Source organism: Streptomyces sp. NPDC047853 (assembly GCF_043204535.1).
Classification (GTDB): domain Bacteria; phylum Actinomycetota; class Actinomycetes; order Streptomycetales; family Streptomycetaceae; genus Streptomyces.
In genome coordinates, this window is sequence record NZ_JBIDCI010000021.1 from 1 (window position 1) to 15979 (window position 15979).

The 15979-nt window shown below is 72.0% G+C and carries 13 protein-coding genes; 7 read left to right on the top strand and 6 right to left on the bottom strand.

All coding sequences use genetic code 11. The features are described 5' to 3' along the window. Nucleotides 1-113: 113 nt before the first annotated feature. A complete protein-coding gene (locus ACGF5T_RS29900) occupies nucleotides 114-416 on the bottom strand; it encodes a hypothetical protein (protein WP_366768460.1) in 303 nt (100 codons plus the stop codon). Nucleotides 417-536: 120 nt separating this feature from the next. Here ACGF5T_RS29900 and ACGF5T_RS29905 point away from each other — a divergent pair, with 120 nt between their 5' ends. Genes ACGF5T_RS29905 through ACGF5T_RS29915 form a run of 3 tightly spaced genes read left to right on the top strand, consistent with a single transcriptional unit; the run spans nucleotide 537 to nucleotide 2951 of the window. Then, nucleotides 537-851, top strand: a complete 315-nt coding sequence (locus ACGF5T_RS29905; RefSeq protein ID WP_366768459.1) for an SAV_915 family protein — start codon at nucleotides 537-539, stop codon at nucleotides 849-851. 9 nt (nucleotides 852-860) lie between these two features. Further along, a complete protein-coding gene (locus tag ACGF5T_RS29910; protein ID WP_366768458.1) occupies nucleotides 861-2324 on the top strand; it encodes a hypothetical protein in 1464 nt (487 codons plus the stop codon). Nucleotides 2325-2336: 12 nt separating this feature from the next. After that, entirely contained in the window at nucleotides 2337-2951 is a 615-nt protein-coding gene (locus ACGF5T_RS29915; RefSeq protein WP_366768457.1) for a DUF3592 domain-containing protein, read from the top strand. Nucleotides 2952-3011: 60 nt separating this feature from the next. On the opposite strand, the gene ACGF5T_RS29920 is transcribed toward ACGF5T_RS29915, so the two are convergent. The 3 genes from ACGF5T_RS29920 to ACGF5T_RS29930 all read right to left on the bottom strand — a co-directional run bounded on the left by ACGF5T_RS29920 (nucleotide 3012) and on the right by ACGF5T_RS29930 (nucleotide 10592). Next, nucleotides 3012-7493 carry an FtsK/SpoIIIE domain-containing protein gene (locus tag ACGF5T_RS29920; protein WP_366768456.1) on the bottom strand — a complete coding sequence of 1494 codons (4482 nt, stop codon included), beginning with the start codon at nucleotides 7491-7493 and terminating at the stop codon, nucleotides 3012-3014. 368 nt (nucleotides 7494-7861) lie between these two features. Further along, entirely contained in the window at nucleotides 7862-9631 is a 1770-nt protein-coding gene (locus ACGF5T_RS29925) for a serine/threonine-protein kinase (protein ID WP_366768455.1), read from the bottom strand. 112 nt (nucleotides 9632-9743) lie between these two features. Next, nucleotides 9744-10592, bottom strand: a complete 849-nt coding sequence (locus tag ACGF5T_RS29930; RefSeq protein ID WP_356609293.1) for a menaquinone biosynthesis protein — start codon at nucleotides 10590-10592, stop codon at nucleotides 9744-9746. Between the two features lie 291 nt (nucleotides 10593-10883). Between ACGF5T_RS29930 and ACGF5T_RS29935 the strand changes: the two genes are divergently transcribed. Further along, a complete protein-coding gene (locus ACGF5T_RS29935; protein WP_003974443.1) occupies nucleotides 10884-11087 on the top strand; it encodes a cold-shock protein in 204 nt (67 codons plus the stop codon). A gap of 138 nt (nucleotides 11088-11225) precedes the next feature. On the opposite strand, the gene ACGF5T_RS29940 is transcribed toward ACGF5T_RS29935, so the two are convergent. Further along, the gene (locus ACGF5T_RS29940; protein ID WP_361014113.1) at nucleotides 11226-11792 is read right to left on the bottom strand and encodes an XRE family transcriptional regulator; all 567 of its coding nucleotides are present in this window, start codon (nucleotides 11790-11792) and stop codon (nucleotides 11226-11228) included. Nucleotides 11793-11860: 68 nt separating this feature from the next. On the opposite strand from ACGF5T_RS29940, the gene ACGF5T_RS29945 reads away from it, so the two are divergent. The 3 genes from ACGF5T_RS29945 (at nucleotide 11861) to ACGF5T_RS29955 (ending at nucleotide 13856) form a co-directional block, all read left to right on the top strand. Further along, a complete protein-coding gene (locus ACGF5T_RS29945) occupies nucleotides 11861-12586 on the top strand; it encodes an AzlC family ABC transporter permease (protein ID WP_361014110.1) in 726 nt (241 codons plus the stop codon). A 5-nt stretch (nucleotides 12587-12591) separates the two neighbouring features. Next, entirely contained in the window at nucleotides 12592-12897 is a 306-nt protein-coding gene (locus ACGF5T_RS29950) for an AzlD domain-containing protein (protein ID WP_392889876.1), read from the top strand. A gap of 314 nt (nucleotides 12898-13211) precedes the next feature. Next, entirely contained in the window at nucleotides 13212-13856 is a 645-nt protein-coding gene (locus ACGF5T_RS29955; RefSeq protein ID WP_361014379.1) for a methyltransferase domain-containing protein, read from the top strand. A 12-nt stretch (nucleotides 13857-13868) separates the two neighbouring features. Here the strand turns inward: ACGF5T_RS29955 and ACGF5T_RS29960 are convergent, their stop codons facing one another. Then, nucleotides 13869-15800, bottom strand: a complete 1932-nt coding sequence (locus ACGF5T_RS29960) for an AMP-binding protein (protein ID WP_356609301.1) — start codon at nucleotides 15798-15800, stop codon at nucleotides 13869-13871. Nucleotides 15801-15979: the final 179 nt, after the last annotated feature.

The following is a 15979-nucleotide window of genomic DNA, read 5'->3' on the forward strand; positions in this document are numbered from 1 at the left end:
GCGGTGCAGATCTCACGAGGCTCCGGGAACTGTCGAAGCTGTACGCACGCAAGGCCCACGACCTGCAGCTCCTGATCAAGGACCTGCAGTCGGCCCCGGCGCCCCGACGGCGTTCACCGGGCCTGGTGGTACGAGCGCGCCTCGGCCGCCGACACCTTCTCGGGCTCACCGCGGATGGCCGCGTCGACGACGGGCAACAACTTCCCGACCTGCTCCGCGAGCTTCCGATGCCGACCGTCCAACTCCCGGTGCCAGGCTCTCGCGTTCTTCCCGACCCAGACCTTGTCACCACCGATCTCCTCGGTCGGGGTCTTGAGGGCCTTCCGGAGGCTTTCCACCTCCTTGGCGAGGTCGCTGCGGAGCTTTTCCAGGTCGGCTCTTCTTGGGTTGGGAACCTTCGCTTCGGAATCCGTCACAGGCGTTACCGATCACCTTTCAACTATTCACGAACTGCTGCTCAACGTACCAAGCGTCGGCTGAGCGGAAGGCTCATATGCCCATTGCCCGCCGTCCACGGCGACTCATAATCTGAGCCGATGACCTCCAGCTCCTCAACTTCGAGCGCACCTGAGCACCTCGTCCTGCCGACCATGACCGAAGTTCCGCAGACACCCGAAGGCTCTCCCATCGATGACAGCACCGTCGACGTGATGCTCGTGCCGATGGCCGGAAACAGCGGCGAAGAGCATCTCGTCGCACTCGCGTTCTCCACGGTGCCCCTTCTGGTGGAAGCCATGGGGGAACAGCAGCCATGGGTGGTCATCCTTACGAGTGAACTGGAAGAGGCACTGAGAGGATCGGGTGCGCAGTCCGTCCTCCTCGACCCCCGGCTCGCCCCCGGTGCGGAATAGGAGCTCAAAGTGGTCGACCCGAACTTCTCCGGCATCAACCCGGACAACCTGATGCGAACCATCAAGACCCTCGAAGGCGGCAGTAAGAGCCTGCACAGCGCCAGAACGGCCTACTTGGCCAGATTTCACAAGTTCAATCTCGACACACAACCGTTGTCGGAGATGGGGAAGATCGCCGACTGGGTCGACGACGAGCTCCCCATGCTGCGCCGCAGGCAGGCTCTGGCCTCGGCCATGGAATTGGACCAGAAGGGCCTCAAACGGGGCTCCGCCATGGTGCGACTTCCCGAGCCGGTACCGACCGTGGGCGAAGCGCGAGAAGGTGGGAAGAAGCTCGCGGAACAGATGAACAAGGTGGCGGACCTCAGCAAGTCCGAGGCCGGGTCCGAATTTCATCGGATCGCCAAGGAACTGTCGAAGCACAAGGGCGACCCGGACTTCACGTCTGCGTTCTACGCCAAGATGGACCCGAAGTTCCTGAAAGCCCTCCCTTTGACCATCGCCGCCGGCGACGCACCGACCGCCGAGGACGACATGAAAGTGTTCGGCTCGGCCTTCACCTCCGCCGTCTACGCGCACTCGCCCGCACCGGGCTTCGAGAAGGCGGCTACCCTTTTCCACGGGGAGATCAGCAAAGACCAACCCACTGGTGTGTTCACCCGGGCGCTGATGCAGGGCGACGACCCGGCCCTCCGCGATCTGGCATGGCGGCATTTGAAGCTGGCCGTGCAGAAGCTGGGCGATCCCGCCGACACATGGTCCGACACAGTCGGCCTGGTCGCGGCCGTATTCGGCACTCAAGCGAAGTATGCAAGCCACTTCTGGGAACGGTCACAGAGGTTCTCCGACGACGCCAGTCGCCTGTATCAGCAACGCATCGGCGCCATGAACGCGAAGGACAGGAGGGCGTTGAAGAAGGCAACCAAACAGGCGGCCCAAGCATCCCGACGGTCCGCGCGTGAGGCGGAACGGATCCTCGGCAAGTTCGGGATGGGTTCGTTCTCCCGGTTGATGGAAGCGTCCGTCGCGGACGGGGGAAGCTGGCTGATCGGCAAGGTTCCAGGGCTCCGGCCACCCAGTTCGACGTCACTCTTCGGACGCAGTCTGCATGCGGGCGGGAAGCTGCCGTTGGTAGGGACGGTACTCACCGTCGGGGCTATCGGGTGGGATGTCGCGCATAACGAAGAGAAGGACGTCGCCATCGTCGCCAATGTCGGGGGGATGGCTGCAGGCACCACGGGGACTTTCGTAGGTATGGCGCTCGTTGCGACTGCGAGTGGCCCCGTAGGGTGGGGGATTGCAGCAGGTCTCGCTCTCGGCTTCAGCGCTGGCTACGGTTTTTCTTACTTCGCGAAGACCAAGAAGGGTAGGAGAGCAATCAATGCGGTCACTGGCGCGGTAAAGGACGTTGGCGACTCGTTCGGGGACGCCGCATCCGGCGTCAAAAAGTCGGTCGGTGGGTGGTTCTCGTGAGGTGGATCTCTAGTGGCTAAGAAGAAGCGGCGTGCGGCAGATGAGTACCAGCTCCCGCCATCGGTCGTCGCTGCACAACAGCTCGCCGCCCAGAGACGTGCCGCGCAGAAGCCCCGTCCGTATGTCGCGACGAACCGCACGTTCCTGGGGATCTTCTGCACGTTTCTCCTGTTTGCTGGACTGGCTCTTGGATTGTGGATCCCACCACGTTCCCTCGTTCATGATCTCCGCTCTAGCGGGCACAACGCCGCTGCGATCGTCACTGGAGTCGACAACAAGCCCGAGTACGTGGAGATCGAGTTCGTCACGGGACCTGAGGCAGGAAACAGGGTCAGGCTGTCGGACTACGCCGGAATGTACCCGGACGTGGCCACCGGTGACTCGATGCTGGTCGCATACGACCCCGATGACCCGTCCAACGCACTCTTGGATCGTTGGGTCACCCACCCTCCCTTCAATCTGCCCGCTCTTGGCGCGACAGTCGGCGCTGTCTTCATCCTGATCGGAATGATCTGGGGGCTTCTCCGCCGCCGCTGGATCCTGAAGAACTGGCCTTCCGATCCCCCGGCCGAGCCCGAGAAGAAGCCCGAGGCTTCCCCCGTCTCGCTCACCAAACCCCAGCCCTAGGCAGACACCGCGGGCCCCCGCCTCCCAGGCAGGGGCCCGCAGTCGTGCCGTGACGCGGTGTCAGCCGTTCAGGACCGCCTGGATCGGCATGAAGGAGCCTCCGGTCACGAAGAGGCCGCTGCCTGCTGGGCCGCCGCCGGCGTTCGCGGGGAGGCGGATGCCGAAGAGTTCGCCCTCGGAAGGGCTCTGGGGGGTGAGGAGCATGCCGTTGCGGGACTTGCGGGCCTCGACGGCGAAGCCCCGGTACTGGCCGGAGAGGCTGTCCGTGGAGCCGGCCGCGATGAGGCCGATGCCGCCGTCGGCGCCCTTGCGGACCACCGTTTCCAGGGCCTCGTCGAGACTCGTGTCGTAGAGGAGTTCCGCGTCGTCGACGACGACGGCGTAGGAGCCGCCGTTCGCCTTGGCCACCAGTTCGTCGAGGTCGGACTCGCGGCTGTCGGCGTTGAGGAGGCCGAGGACGCCGTCCCGTCCTTCCAGGTCGCGCAGCGGGGAGCGGCGGGGGGCGACCAGGACCACCGGCGTCCCGGCGCGCAGGAGGGACTCCGTCGCGGCCATGAGGGTCGTCGAGCGGCCGGACTTGGGCGGGCCGGCGATGACGAAGCCGGGGCCGCTCTCCTCCAGGTCCACGCCGATGGGGTGGAGTTCGTCGCCGCCCACGCCGATCAGCGCCCAGAGGGCGGACGGCGGCGTGAAGTCGGGGTCGAGGGCGAGGGCCTCGGAGGACGTGATGTGCGACGGGAGGGCGTCCACCCGCATCGGGCGGCGTGCCGCGGGGATCCGGCCGTGGCGGGCGGCGGTCTCCTCGGCGATCTCGCGCAGGGCCCGTACCTGGGCCTGGCCGGCCGGGTCCGGGGCGAGGAGGCCGATCTGGGTCTCGTCCACGCCGGTGTCGGTGATGCGCAGGGCGCGGCCGGGCGGCATGTTCTTGGGGACCTCGCGGGCCTGGAGTCCGGCCGTGGAGTAGTCGTTCGGGTCGGCGAAGCGCAGGATGAGCCGGTCGGCGAAGGCGGACGAGACGTGGCCGCTGAGGCCGGTGCGGTCGGCGGTCATGACGACCTTGAGGCCGACCGCGGAGCCCTCGCGGAAGATGCGCTGGGCCGCTTCGAGGAGGGAGCCGTAGTTGTACGCCTCGAAGGTCGAGGCGAAGCCCTCCCAGCCGTCCAGCAGGAGCACCATCCAGGGGAGGCGGTCCTCCGGGGAGGCCGTCGCGCGCTGCTCGGCGGCGCTGGAGGCGCCCTCCATGGCGAGCAGTTGCTGCCTCCGGGCGATCTCCGCGAGCAGGCGCTCGATGAGGCGGCGGACCCGGTCCGGTTCGTCACGGGTGACCACGGCGCCGACGTGGGGGAGCCGCATCAGCGGCAGGAGCGCGTTGGAACCGCAGTCGATGCCGTAGACGTGCACGTCGTGCGGGGAGGTGCCGCGCGCCAGGGAGCCCGCCAGGGAGCGCAGGGCGGTCGAGCGGCCCGAGCGGGCACCGCCCAGGATCATGGTGTGCTCGCCGTGCACCAGGTCGAGGGAGAGCGGCATGCGCGTCTGCCGGGCCGGCAGGTCGATCAGGCCGTACGGGATGGGCGCGACGTCCGTTGCCGGTTCCGGTCCGGCCGGGGAGGCGTACGCCGTCGCCTCGTCCACCGTCACCAGTTCGGAGAGCGGGTCGAGCCAGGGGCTGCGCTGCTCGCCGAAGCCCATCCGGCGCGCACCGTCGCACACGGCGTCCACGAGTACGGCGAGGTCGGTGACCATGGTGCCGTCGTCCTCGGCCTCGTCGCGCTTGGGCAGCGGCCGGCTGTAGGCGTGCCACGGCAACGGCAGCAGGGTCGCCTTCGGGCCGGTCCCGCCGATCGCGGGACGACGGCCGCCGATACGGGCGGACTGGACGCCGACCAGGGACTGGGCGCCGGAGCGGACGAACATGCGGCCGGGGGTGGACTTGGCGATGGCGCCCGAGTCGGGGGCCTCGATGACGTCGATGGACTCCGAGGCGTCGGTCACGCGCAGCGCGATGCGCAGGTTGGTGTTGGCGCGGATGTCCGCGCTGACGACGCCGGCGGGCCGCTGGGTGGCCAGGATCAGGTGCACGCCCAGGGAGCGGCCCCGGCGGGCGATGTCGACCAGGCCGGCGACGAAGTCCGGGAGTTCGGCGACCAGGGACGCGAACTCGTCGATGACTAGGACGAGTCGGGGCATCGGCTCCAGTTCGGGACGGAGCTTGCGGGTGTCGTTGTAGTCCTCGATGTCCTTGGCCGCGGCGTCGAAGAGGATCTTCTCGCGGCGGTGCAGTTCGGCGGCGAGCGAGGCCAGCGCCCGTTCGGTCAGGTGGGCGTCGAGGTCGCTGACCATGCCGACGGTGTGCGGCAGCCGGGCGCAGTCCATGAAGGCACTGCCGCCCTTGTAGTCGATGAGGACGTAGTTCAGCGCGTCCGGGCGGTTGACGACGGCGAGCGAGGTGATGATCGTCTGGAGGAGTTCGGACTTACCGGCGCCGGTGGTGCCCGCGACCAGCGCGTGCGGTCCGTCCCGTCGGATGTCCAGGACGAACGGGCCGTCCGCGGCGATGCCGACGGGCGCGGCGGTCGACGAACCGCCCGCCCGCCACACGCGCTCCACGTCGGTCCCGGACGGGTCGGGCATGCCCAGCAGGGTCAGCAGCCGGGCGGCGGTGGGCAGGGCGCCGCCGGCGTCGTCGCGGCTGACGTCGCGCACCGGCGCGAGGGAACGGGCGAGCAGCTCGCACCAGGCGGGCACGGCCTGGTCGGCCAGGACGTCCCCGGCGGACTCCAGCCCGTGGCCGCGTACGCGCACGTGGTGTGCCGCGTCCGGGGACCAGGCGACGACGGCCTTGCACTCCTCCGGCAGCAGCCGCTCGTCCTCGTCGACGCAGAGGGCGAGGATGCCGTACCGCGGGCCCTCGCTGAGGAGTTGCGGGACGCCGGGTACGCGGCGCAGCAGGCGGGCGCCGTCGAGGACCAGCAGGACGTTCGGGTCGGGGTAGAGCTGGCCGGTGGTGGTGTTCTGCTCGCGGGCGGCCTTGCGCCGGGCCAGTTCGTTGAGCAGCTCGTTGACGCGGCGGGTGACGGTCTCGGAGTCGAAGCCGACGAGTGCTACGCAGTCCTGGCCCTGGTCGGGGCTGGTGTGGGGCAGCCAGTGGACCCAGTGCCAGTCGGCGCCGGCGTGGGGGGTGGCGGTGAGGGACACCAGGGAGAGGTCGCGCGGGCTGTGCAGGACCGCGGCCTGCACGGCGAGCCAGCGGGCGGTGGCCAGCGCCCGTTCCCGGTCGCCGGCGACACCGACCACGCCGAGCTGGGCGAAGGGGAGGGTGACCGGGACGTCGGCGAGGACCGGCGGGTCCGGGGCGTCCTCCTCGTACATGGAGCCGCCGCGGCCGAGGACGAGCTCCACGTCCGAGGGCAGGTTGCCGACGCCGATCCGCAGCTGCATGGCGTCGGGGTCGGTCAGCCGGCGCTCCCACAGGCGGCGGCGGGGGCCGGTGGCGAAGAGCAGGACCTCGGCCGGGTCGGGGGCGTCGGCCCGGCGGGCGCGCTGCTCCTCCTTGGCGAGGGCGGCCAGTTCGGCCTGGTGGGCCGCGAGGTCCTTCTTGTACTGCTTGACCGACGTCCGGTGCTTCTTCTTGCCCTCGCGGTTCTCGCTGATCCACTGCGCGGCCATCATCAACGGGCTCATCAGGCAGAAGAGCAGCATGTAGATCTGCTTGGTGAGGAAGTACATGCCGATGCCGAAGGCCATGGGCATGATCGCCATGAGGAGCTGGAAGCGGGCCCGCTCCCCCTTGCTAGGCGCCACCGGCACCACGAGGCGGCGGCGCGGCCGCAGCGGGGACAGCCGCGGCGGGCGGTTGTAGGCCAGGCCGCCCTCGCTCATCGCGGACAGGTGCGCGTCCGGCGCGGCGACGCGGGCCAGGACCAGGAGCGAGTCGCCGATGCGTACGACGCCGTCCGGCGGCCAGGGCGTCCCGGGCGCCGTCACCGGTTCGTCGTCCAGCTGTACCTCGGCGCCGCCCTCGGGGCCGAGCGTGGCGTTGCCCTGCATGTCTATCGCGACGCGGAGCGCGATCGGGGGCAGGTCGGCTCCGGGCAGGGTGAGCGTGCAGGTGGGCGCCGACCCGAGAGTGGTCACGCCGACTCCGAGGCGGACCACACGCCCGGAAGCGGGACCGCCGGCCACCCTCAGCTCGAACTGGCCGACGGGTTCGCCCTTGCGCAGCAGCGGGCCCATGGAGTCGTCCACGGTGACGCGCATGCCGTCCTGCAGCACCTGGGCGACGGGCGCCGCCGGGTCGCAGAGCACGCCGTCGGCCCACAGGGCGGGTCCGCCGGTCCCGGCAGCCCCGTAGCCGGGGAACGAGGGCGGTGCCATGCCGGGCATGACCCTGACGTTCGACGGCATGCCCACCGGGGCTCCGCTTCGGCCGAGTTCCGTCGACAGCGCCTGGGCGACGTCGCCGGCCGTCGCGGTGTCGTCCGCCGTGACGACGACGTCGTGCGGCTCACCGCCCTCGCTGACGACCGTGACCAGCATCCGCATGGTGGTCTTCCTCCCCGTGGGCCTCGCGGCCGTGTTCGTTGCTCCGGCAACGGAGACTACTGTCCGTCTGCGACGGCGGACCCGGCCGCCCATGTCCCGGACGTCCGGCGGTGCGTACGGCCGCCCACGTCCCGGACGTCCGGCGGTGCGTACGGCCGCTCGGGGCCCCGGCATCCGGCGGTGTGTGGGCCCGGGGGCGTGCCGCGTCGCGGCGGGTTCGCCCGTGGGGGGCGGACCGTGACGGTTCGCCGGCCGCCCTGCCGCCGTGGCGGGCCCGGCGCTGACACAGTAGTGACCGCGGCGGCCGGGCGGGGCGCAGGGGCCGGACGTCGCTTCGGCGAACCGTGCCCCGAGAGGCGACCGGTCGGTTACTCCGTCCTCGACAGCCGTGCCTTCGGTCGGCCCGAGGCCTCGCTGTCGGACTCGTACTGGAGGTCGTCGCCGACGGGGGTGAGGTGGACGGTGTGGAGGGCCGGGTTGCAGACGTCCCGGTTGGCTTCGGCTCCCACGGCCTCGGCGACGATCCGGGTCGCCGTCACCTTTCGCAGGGTCAGCAGGTCGTCGCAGGTGCCGCCGAAAATGTCGGTGTGACGCAGGGTGCCCAGGGGTCGGCCCACCGTGGCCTCGCGGACCGTCAGGCGGAAGGTGCCGAGGGGCAGGTTGCCCTTGACGGCGACCGCCTGGCCCTCCCAGGTGCCGACGTAGCGCCCGGGGACGGTGCGGGGCGCGGACGGCGTGTGGGTGGCGGTGTCCGAGTCGCCGGGCGGGGACTCGCCGCCCGAGCCGGGCAGGAGGTCGAACACGAACACCGAACCGACCGTCACCGCCGCCATCGCCCCCGCCACCGCGAGGGCCACCGTGCAGGTGAGCCTGCGGCCCTTGCGGCCTCCGGTGTCCCGGGTGGAGGTGGCCGCCACGGACAGCGAGAGTCTGCCGGGCGGCGGGACGTCGTGCCCGCTTCCGCCCATGTCACCGCCGCCGCCACCGCCACCGCCACCGTGCCTGGGTTCCGGGACCAGCGTCGGCGTGGGCATCACCGGCGCCGGCCCGAACGCGCCGGACACCCGGGGCGCCCCGCCCGCCGCAGACCCGCCCGCCTCCGCCCCGCCCGCCGCAGACCCGCCCGCCTCCGCCCCGCACGTCTCCGCCCCGCTCGTCTCCGCCCTGCCCGCTTCCGCCCCGCCCGCCTCGGGCCCGCCCACGGACGGCCGGCTGAACCTCACCGGACCCGACGCGGACTCCGCCGCCTCCAGGTTCAGCAGGTGCACGGCGCTGCGGCTGACGCGCTCCACCAGCGGGCCGGGCAGCCAGCCGCCGGTCACCAGGTGCGCCGCGCCCTCGGGGGCCAGCCGCCGGGCCACCTCGCCGGGGGCCGGGCGGGCGGCCGGGTCCTTGGCCAGGCAGGCGGCCACCAGGCCCCGCAGCTCACCGTTCAGGGCGCCGAGCCGGGGTTCCTCGTGGACGACCTTGTAGAGCAGTGCGGCGGAGGAGTCGCCGGGGAAGGGCGGCTCGCCCGTCGCCGCGTACGCCAGCACCGCGCCCAGCGAGAAGACGTCCGCCGCCCCGGTGACGCCCTTGCCGAGGATCTGCTCGGGCGCCATGTACCCGGGGGAGCCGACCGAGACGCCCGTCGAGGTGAGGGAGGCGGTGCCCCCAGTGGCGCGGGCGATGCCGAAGTCGATCAGGAGGGGGCCGTCGAGGGTGAGCAGGACGTTGGACGGCTTCACGTCGCGGTGGACGAGGCCCAGCTCGTGCACCGCCGCCAGCGCCTCGCCGAGGCCCGCGCCGAGCGCCCGGACCGAGCGGGCCGGCAGCGGGCCGCCGTCCGCGACGGCCGCCGTGAGGGACGGCCCGGCCGCGTAGGCGGTGGCGACCCACGGCACGCGCGCCTCGGGGTCGGCGTCCAGTACGGGCGCGGTCCAGGCGCCGCCCACCCGGCGCGCGGCGTCCACCTCGCGCCGGAACCGGGCCCGGAACTCCTCGTCGAGCGCGAAGTGCGGGTGCACGATCTTCACGGCGACCGTGCGGCCGCCGGAGCTGCGTCCCAGGTAGACCCGGCCCATGCCGCCGGAGCCCAGTCGGCCCAGCAGCCGGTAGGGCCCCACGACCGTGGGTTCGTCGACTTCGAGCGGTCGCATGGCGTCCACCCCTCCCCGTGTCCCCGCGTTCCCGCGTGTCCCCCGTACGCCGGTACCTGGAAGCAGGGTAGTGGGCCGCCCGCCCGGGAGCCCCGGGCCGCGTGCGGGTCCGTCAGGGCTGGAGCAGCTCCACCTTCACGTCCGCCGGGAAGCCGGTGGTCGGGCCGACCCGGCGGGCGAACTCGGTGACCGCTTCCAGCTGCGGGGCGCCGAAGCGGAAGTCGAGGGTGGTGAAGTACCGCGCGAGGGTCTCCTCGTCGAAGGCCTCCCAGCGGGCCGCCTGTTCGGCCACCTTGCCGACCTCCTCCAGGGAGAGGTTGCGGGAGGCGAGGAAGGCCTCGTGCACCTGGCGGGTGAGCAGGGGCTCGCGCTCGGCGTAGTCCTTGCGCGCCGCCCACACCGCGAAGACGAACGGCAGCCCCGTCCACTCCTTCCACAGCGCGCCCAGGTCGTGCACGGCGAGGCCGTAGCGCGGGCCGTCGATCATGTTGGCGCGCAGGGCCGCGTCGCCGATGAGGACGGCCGCGTCGGCCTCCTGCATCATCAGGCTCAGGTCCGGCGGGCAGGTGTAGTAGTCGGGCTGGACCCCGAAGCGCTCGGCGAGGAGCAGCTGGGCGAGGCGGACCGAGGTGCGGGAGGTCGAGCCGAGGGCGACGCGGGCGCCGTCCAGCCGGTCCAGCGGCACCTGGGAGACGATCACGCAGGACATGACCGGGCCGTCGCAGCCGACGGCGATGTCGGGGAAGGCGACCAGGTCGTCGGCGTTCTTGAGGAACTCGACCAGGGTGACGGGACCGATGTCGAGACCGCCCTGCACCAGCTGCTCGCTGAGCTTCTCCGGGGTGTCCTTCGTGAGCTCGAAGTCGAGGAGCGTGCCTGTTCTCGCGAGCCCCCAGTACAGGGGCAGGCAGTTCAGGAACTGGATGTGGCCGACGCGCGGCCGGGTGCGAGAATTGTCCACATCGCGAGGCTAGCCCTCCCGCGGATTCCGTCCGCCGCCGACCCCCGGCGTCGGCCGATCGGCGCAGGCGTTCAAACGTCCGGGTGAAGTGATCTTGGCCTCTGTTGCGCTCGGGTGCCTGCGTGCTAGGCTCACAGCAAGTTGCAGTTTGGTTTCCCTTGCAGTACAGAGCCTGCGGAGCATGTGACCGCGGGCTCTCGTCGTTCTCAGACGTATGCAGTTGTGCAGCATTCCAGTCTTCACACTTGCTGGTTCTGGAGCAGGGCAACCCTTTGGGCCCAAGGAGGGCTTATGGCTACCGGAACCGTGAAGTGGTTCAACGCCGAAAAGGGCTTTGGTTTCATCGCCCAGGAAGGCGGCGGCCCGGACGTCTTCGTCCACTACTCCGCGATCAATGCTCAGGGATTCCGTTCCCTCGAGGAGAACCAGCAGGTGTCCTTCGACGTCACGCAGGGTCCGAAGGGCCCGCAGGCTGAGAACGTCACTCCTGTCTGATTGACAGCAGTACCCAAGGAGCCCCGCGCCGTCAGGCGACGGGGCTCCTGCCTTTCCCCGGGGCGCCCGCCTCCCCGTCTCGTCCCCGGGGCGCCCGCCTCCCCGTCTCGTCCCCGGGGCGCCCGCCTCCCCGTCTCGTCACACGTGCTGCATGACCAGGACGAACGCCGTCCCCGGCGCCAGCGCCTCGTAGGTGTGGGGCACGTCCCCGCGGTAGGTCAGGTAGTCGCCGGGCCCCAGTTCCACGCTCTCCCCGCGCGGGCCGGCCAGGAGGCGCCCGCTGCCGACGACCAGGTGCTCGACCGTGCCCGGCAGGTGCGGCTCGGACTCCCGGGCCGCCCCCGGCTCCGCCCGCAGGTGGTAGAGGTCCCGGCGCGCTCCGGGTGGGCTGGAGGAGAGCAGGGTGGCGGTGTAGTCGGCGCGTTCGGACCCCACCTGGGGCCCCTCCCCCGCCCTGATCACCCGCACCGCGGCGGCCGGCGGCTCCACCAGGGTGCTGAACGGCACGTCGAGGGCCACGGCCAGCGCCCAGAGCGTCTCCACGCTCGGATTGCCGCTCGCCCCCTCCAGCTGCGACAGCGTGGACTTGGCGACCCCGGCCCGTTTGGCCAGCTCGGACAGGGACAGGCCGGACCGGGTCCGTTCGCGCCGCAGGGAGGCGGCGATCCAGTCGAGGGGTGGGCGGGTGGAGGCCGGCTCGGACATGGCGTTCGCTCCATCGGTACGTTCGTTCGTCTTGACGAACAGGACTCGGTCTGTCCATTGTAGGAAACATGCGTTCGGTACAGCGAACAACCCCGTCCCCTCCACCCGATCCTTCCGGTCGGTGGCGCCGGGACCCCGAGCTGCTCAGGGACGTGGCCCTCGTCAGTGCCGCCGGCGGCGTCGTCGGCGTCTCGTTCGGCGCGATCGCGGTGGCCGGCGGGCTGCCGGTGTGGGTGCCGGTGGTGATGTCGCTGGTCGTGTACGCGGGCTCCGCCCAGTTCAGCGCGGTCGGTGTGCTGCTGGCGGGCGGCGGCCCGGTGGCCGCGGCCGCCACCGGCCTGCTGCTGAACACCCGTACGGCGGCTTTCAGCCTGGCGATCGCGGAGTCCATCGGTACGGGCCGGGTGGCGCGGCTGGTCGGCGCCCATCTGGTCACCGACGAGACGGTCGCGTTCGCCCTGGCCCAGCGGGACCCGGCGCGGCGGCGGGCGGCCTTCTGGCTGTCGGGCGTGGCGCTGTTCGCGGTGTGGAACCTCGGCGTGCTGCTCGGCGCGCTGGCCGGCACCGCGCTCGGCGACACGGCGACGTACGGGCTGGACGCCGCCTTCCCCGCCGTGCTGGTCGCCCTGGTTCTCCCCGCGCTGCGGGAGGACGCCGGTCTGCGCCGGGCGGCGCTGCCCGGCGCCGCGGTGGCCCTGGCGCTGACTCCGGCCGTCCCGGCGGGGGTGCCGGTGCTGCTGGCGCTGACCGGCCTGTTCCTGCACCGCGCGCCCGTCCGGAAGGAGGCCGCGTGAGTGCCATGGTCGCCGTGATCCTCGCGCTGGCGGTCGGGACGTACGCCTTCCGCCTGGTCGGCCCGGCGCTGCACGGCCGGGTGACGGTGCCGCAGCGAGCACGCGAGCTGCTGTCCGCCGGTGCCGTGGTGCTGCTGGTGGCGTTGCTGGCGACGGGGGCGCTCACCGAGGCGGGCGGCTTCGCGGGCTGGGCGCGGCCGGTGGGGGTGCTGGCGGGGGGCGTACTGGCGTGGCGGCGGGCGCCGTTCGCGGTGGTGGTGCTGGGGGCGGCCGCGGTCACCGCGGGGCTGCGGGCGGCGGGGCTGGAGTGAGGCCCCGCTCACGGCCGCGCTGCGGGCGGCGGGGCCGGAACGAGGCGCCGCTGTCGGTGGGCGCCGTTAGGGTCCGCGCCATGACCGACGAGACCGCCACGACCGACCACGCCACGGTGACCGCCGAGACCGACCACGCCAACGTGACCGCCGAGCCCGCCGAGCCCGCCGACACCACCGTGACCACCACGACCGGCCACGCCAACGTGACCGCCGAGCCCGCCGTGACCGCCGTGACCGCCGAGACCGCCGAGACCGACCACGCCAACGTGACCGCCGTGACCACCGACGCCACCACGACCACCGACGCCTCCGTGAGCACCGACCCCGCCTTCGTGACCACCACCCGCGACTTCTACGACACGATCGCCGAGGACTACGCGGACCGCTTCCGTCACCTCGGCGCCGGCACCCCGCTGGACCGCGCGCTGATGGGCGCGTTCGCCGAGATGGTGGGGCCGGACGGGGAGGTGGCCGACCTCGGTTGCGGGCCCGGCCGGGTCACCGCGCACCTGGCCTCGCTGGGCCTGCGGGTCTTCGGCGTCGACCTGTCCGCGTCGATGCTCGCCATCGCGCGGCGCGAGAACCCGGGCCTGCGCTTCGAGCAGGGTTCGATGCTGGCGTTGGACCTGCCGGACGGCGCCCTCGCGGGGGCCGTCTCCTGGTACTCGTCGATCCACACGCCGTGGGAGCGGCTGCCGGACCTCTTCGCCGAGATCCGGCGCGTGCTGGCGCCGGGCGGGCACCTGCTCCTCGCCTTCCAGGTCGGCGACGGGCCGAGCCGGGTCGACCGGCCCTTCGGCCACGAGGTCTCCCTGGACTACGAGCGGCGGCGGCCGGAGCCGGTGGCCCGGCTGCTGGAGGGAGCCGGGTTCACCGTGCTGTCGCGGACGGTGCGCCTCCAGGAGGAGGACACCTCCGCCAAGGTCCCGCAGGCCTGCCTGATCGCCCGCCGCTGAGCGGCCGGCCGGTCAGGAGCCGTCGTACAGTCCCTCCACCGCACCCGCGAAGTCCCGCATGATCGCCTCGCGCCGCAGCTTCATCGAGGGGGTCAGATGGCCCTCCCACTCCGTGAAGTCCCGCGGCAGGACGGCGAAGCGGCGGATGGACTCGGGGCGGGAGACCAGCTTGTTGGCCTCGTCTACCGCGCGCTGGAGCACCGCCAGGACCTCCTCGTCGTCGGTCAGCAGCTCGGGCGGCACCGGGTGCTTGCCGTTCATGCGGCGCCAGTGGGTGAGGCCGTCGGGGTCGAGGGTGAACAGGGCGGAGACGTAGGGGCGTCGGTCGCCGAGGACGATGCACTGGGAGATCAGGGGGTGCGAGCGCAGCCAGTTCTCCAGGGGGGCCGGGGCCACGCTCTTGCCGCCCGCGGTGATCAGCAGCTCCTTCTTGCGGCCGGTGATCGTCAGGTAGCCCTCGTCGTCCAGGCTGCCGATGTCGCCGGTGGCGAACCAGCCGTCGGGGGCGGCCGGGACGACGCCGCCCGCCTGCGGGTCCCAGTAGCCGGGCAGGACCTGCTCGCCGGCGATCAGGATCTCGCCGTCGGCGGCGATGCGGACGCGGGTGCCGGGCAGCGGCCAGCCGACCGTGCCGAGGCGTGGCTTCAGCGGGGGCGTGACCGTCGCCGCGGCCGTCGTCTCGGTGAGGCCGTAGCCCTCGAAGATCTCGATGCCGGCGCCGGCGTAGAAGGCGGCCAGGCGGCGGCCGAGCGGGGAGCCGCCGCAGATGGCGTAGCGGACCCGGCCGCCCATGGCGTTGCGGATCTTCCGGAAGACCAGGGGGTCGTAGAAGGAGCGGGCGGTCTTCAGGCCGCGGCCCGGGCCGCCGCCCCCGCCCGTCTGGCGGGCCTCCATGGCCTCGCCGTAGCGCACCGCCACCGAGACGGCGCGGTCGAAGGTCGAGGACCGTCCGCCCGACTCGGCCTTGGCGCGGGCGCTGTTGAAGACCTTCTCCAGCATGTACGGGATGGTCAGCAGGCAGGTCGGACGGAAGGCCGCCAGGTCCGGGAGCAGGTCCTCCGGTCTGAGGCTGGGCGCGTGGCCGAGGCGGACCCGGGCTCGGACGCAGGCCACGGCGACCATGCGGCCGAAGACGTGGGACATCGGCAGGAAGAGCAGGATGGACGGCTCCTCGCCCGTCTTCGCCTTGAAGACCGGGTAGAGCAGCTCGATGGCGTTGTCGACCTCGGCGAAGAAGTTCCCGTGGGTCAGCGCGCAGCCCTTGGGGCGGCCGGTGGTGCCCGAGGTGTAGATCAGGGTGGCGAGGGTGCTCGGGCTCAGCATCCCCCGGCGGACCTCGACCTCCGCGTCGGGCACCTGCGCGCCCAGCTCCGCCAGCCGCTCCACGTGCCCCTTCTCCATGACCCACAGGTGCTTCAGGTCCGGGATGCGGTCCAGTTCCGGGCCCATGGCCGCGGCCTGCGCGGTGGTCTCGGTGACCAGGGTGACGGCGCCGGAGTCCTGGAGTATCCAGCGGGTCTGGAAGAGGGAGGAGGTCGGGTAGACGGGGACGGTGACCAGGCCGGCCGCCCAGGCGGCGAAGTCCAGCAGCGTCCACTCGTACGTCGTCCGCGCCATGATCGCGATGCGGTCGCCCGGCATCAGGCCCTCGGAGATCAGGCCCTTGGCGACGGCCAGCACCTGCCCGGCGAAGTCCGCCGCCGTCACGTCGGACCACTCCCCCTGCGCCGACCTGCGGCTGAGGACCACCTGGTCGTGGGCCGCGGCCGCGTTGTCGAAGGGCAGGTCGGCGAGGGAGCCGTGCCGCACCGGCGGGGCGAACGGCGGTACGTACGCCTCCCGTACGGCCCCGTCCAGCCGCCGCGTCTCGGGCTCCACCAGGGTGGGGCCGGGCGAGTCGGCGTAGGCGGCGGACGCGGCGAAGGAGGGAAGCGAGGTGGACACGGGCGGCTCCTGTGACGTGCAGCGGCGACACTGCATCGCGTGCACTGCGCGGCCGGCAGTGCTCTGCTGCGTGAGGTACGCGCCTCGCGCGCCGAGGCGTTCATCGCCGCCCCCGGGACCCGGGGTTACCGGCGGTCAGTTCGGGGATCGTACGGGGCACTCGTGGAAAGTTGGTGCGG

Bases quoted from the DNA above. Each gene is read 5' to 3' on its own strand.
- ACGF5T_RS29905 (WP_366768459.1), top strand. From the start codon at position 537: ATGACCTCCAGCTCCTCAACTTCGAGCGCACCTGAGCACCTCGTCCTG.
- ACGF5T_RS29920 (WP_366768456.1), bottom strand. From the start codon at position 7,493: ATGCGGATGCTGGTCACGGTCGTCAGCGAGGGCGGTGAGCCGCACGAC.
- ACGF5T_RS29925 (WP_366768455.1), bottom strand. From the start codon at position 9,631: ATGCGACCGCTCGAAGTCGACGAACCCACGGTCGTGGGGCCCTACCGG.
- ACGF5T_RS29935 (WP_003974443.1), top strand. From the start codon at position 10,884: ATGGCTACCGGAACCGTGAAGTGGTTCAACGCCGAAAAGGGCTTTGGT.
- ACGF5T_RS29940 (WP_361014113.1), bottom strand. From the start codon at position 11,792: ATGTCCGAGCCGGCCTCCACCCGCCCACCCCTCGACTGGATCGCCGCC.
- ACGF5T_RS29945 (WP_361014110.1), top strand. From the start codon at position 11,861: ATGCGTTCGGTACAGCGAACAACCCCGTCCCCTCCACCCGATCCTTCC.
- ACGF5T_RS29950 (WP_392889876.1), top strand. From the start codon at position 12,592: ATGGTCGCCGTGATCCTCGCGCTGGCGGTCGGGACGTACGCCTTCCGC.